This window comes from Waterburya sp. (assembly GCF_058530065.1).
In genome coordinates this window covers 1-2,398 of sequence record NZ_JBZNBU010000155.1, presented here as the reverse complement: position 1 = coordinate 2,398, position 2,398 = coordinate 1, and the positions used below count along the sequence as shown (strand labels likewise).

Below are 2,398 nucleotides of genomic sequence, written 5' to 3'. Positions count from 1 at the left end.
CTTTCTCCTGTTTTCTTTGATATTAAAAATTAAACTTATATATTGTTAATCAAATTAACAATCAAACTAATAACCGAAGCATTGTAATCAATTGCATATTCATTCGTTGCATAGGATTCTTCACTATCTATATAACTAAGCTGTCCTAAATTTTTTGCTACTTTGTTATCTTGAGCGTCGCTATTAGCACCACCTACAGCCAAACCAGGAATATAGATATTTTTGGCTCTAGCAAATAAATGATTGACGTGCTTAACAGGATTCGTGCCAATTCCCGTAACAAAGGTTTGATTAAAGTGATTGCGCCCTAAAAGATAATCTAACTGGTCGATCGCACCATTAAGATAATCAATATTATTGGTTAATTGATAGGCATAAGCTAAAGTAATTCCCTCTTCGGCAGTCATTTTATTCGATCCCCAAATAAAGCGATGATTAGCAATGTTGTAATTATTTTCTTGGACTCGATTTAAAATCTCATCGGCTCTCTGAGTAAGCTTATTTTTAATCTTAGTAATAGTTTTTGTGGTAACAGTTTGGCGATTTTGCTTGAGGTAATTTATCAACGCCAAAGCTGAAGGATCTTTCCACTCAAACAGGGTGTAATCTACCTCGTCCAAATTACTAACAAAATAGTCATTAAAAGTCGATCTACCCGTAGTAATATAAAGCTCTGCTGCTGCCCACAGGCGATCGTCAATATCTGTAGTCAAACTCGCTTCGCGATCGTCTTTTGAAGCCAAATATTTACCCGATCCGCTATCGTCTCCCTCTACCCAATCAACTTTCATTTCGGGTTGAGTTTCTAGATATTGCCAAGCTAACTCTGCTGCACTCAAATATCTATTCGCTAGTTCGGAATTTACTCCTTGAAAATTGCGACTGGCTAATGCCATTACCGCAGCAAATTTAGCAGTTTCAGGAGTAGAAATACCATAGACATAGCGGTGTTGCATATCTTCATCGGGAGATACTCCAAAAGACCATTTTTTACCCGATAGCTTGCGGTATACTGCTCCATCTTCTCGCTGCATGGTTAACAACCAGTCCAAACCAAACTGCATTTCATCCAGCAAGTCTGAAATCCCGTTATTACTTTCGGGGATAGTTAATTGACTGTCAGGAAATAGATCGGGATATTGTTCGTAAAGATTCAGCAACCTAGCGATAGTAACTGCTGTAGTCGTCACATACTTGCCATAGTCTCCCGCATCGTGCCAACCTCCAGAAGCAGTAATATTTTCACCTGCTGTATGGTATTCATCTTGATGGGCGATCGCACCATCTTTAAGATGACAAGGAGAATGAGAAATACCCGTAATCGGATCGTTTATAGCAACTCCACATCTTTGTAAATAATAGGAACGAAGTAAAGTAACTAAAGGATGTTGGTAAATATCTCTGCCAATGTTGAAAGGTGCAGAGGTTAATTTCCCCTGACGTAAATAATAAGTACCTGGCTGAGTAATATCCCTAAAGTCAATGGTAGAAATAGCGTCGGGTGTAGCAGTATCCTGAATTTCTGTTCCTGGTTGTATTGTCTTGACTACTTTTCGCGTATGGCGATCGATTAACTGGGGATGACTAGTAGGTTTTTGATTATTGAGTAAAAAAGCCGTCTTCCGCCACTGCGGTAAGTATCCTACTTGATTGACGACTATCTTGCTAGGGTTATTGGCGATCGCCTCTTGGGATAAAATTTTGCTAGGGCGATCGAGACTCAATAAAACAATTATTAAAACTGTTATTAAGCCGATAAATAAAGAAGCTTTAAATCTAAACCTCATAAGCGATCTTGAATTAACAATACAATTCTGCGATCGACTACTAGAAAGCTAGTAAGGTCGAGGTAGCTGTTACCAGCTTACCCCTCCTATCCGAACCGTGCTTGTCATTTTCACGACACACGGCTACTCAAATGTATCCACTTTGTCACTAACTGACTTCTCAACTATTGGCTATGACAGGGATATCATCAATTCAGAGATAGTCAATTTTTGACCATTCTTGGGTTAATTTCTTGAAGGAAACTAATGATTGTTTATCTCTTGCATGAATAGCTATAAAATGAGCAAAGTAGGATAAAAAGAGCGATCGCGAACTAAACCATGACCTAGGAACAGATCAAAAATTTGAAGCAAGAGTTACCCACATCGAGAAAGAGAGGTGGTCAGCCAAAACTAAGCATTGAAGATCGGTTATTAATCACTCTAGAATATTGGCGAGAATATTGAAAATTCAAGTTACTACTTACTACTTAACCTGAGTTCGGGATAAGAGAATTGCTCGAAGAGAATAGTCTTTAGTTATTAGTTTTTAGTCTTTAGTAGCTCAGTTGAAACAGGCAGCCAGCACATATCTATAGATTACATTACCTGTATAAATTCAATCGAGCGGT

The 2,398-nt window shown here is 38.3% G+C and carries 1 protein-coding gene; it reads right to left on the bottom strand.

All coding sequences use genetic code 11. The features are described from left to right. Positions 1-35 precede the first annotated feature (35 nt). Positions 36-1,787 (bottom strand): glycoside hydrolase family 9 protein, encoded by a 1,752-nt coding sequence (locus tag AC33VI_RS09985; protein WP_491782114.1) that lies wholly within the window; start codon positions 1,785-1,787, stop codon positions 36-38. Positions 1,788-2,398: the final 611 nt, after the last annotated feature.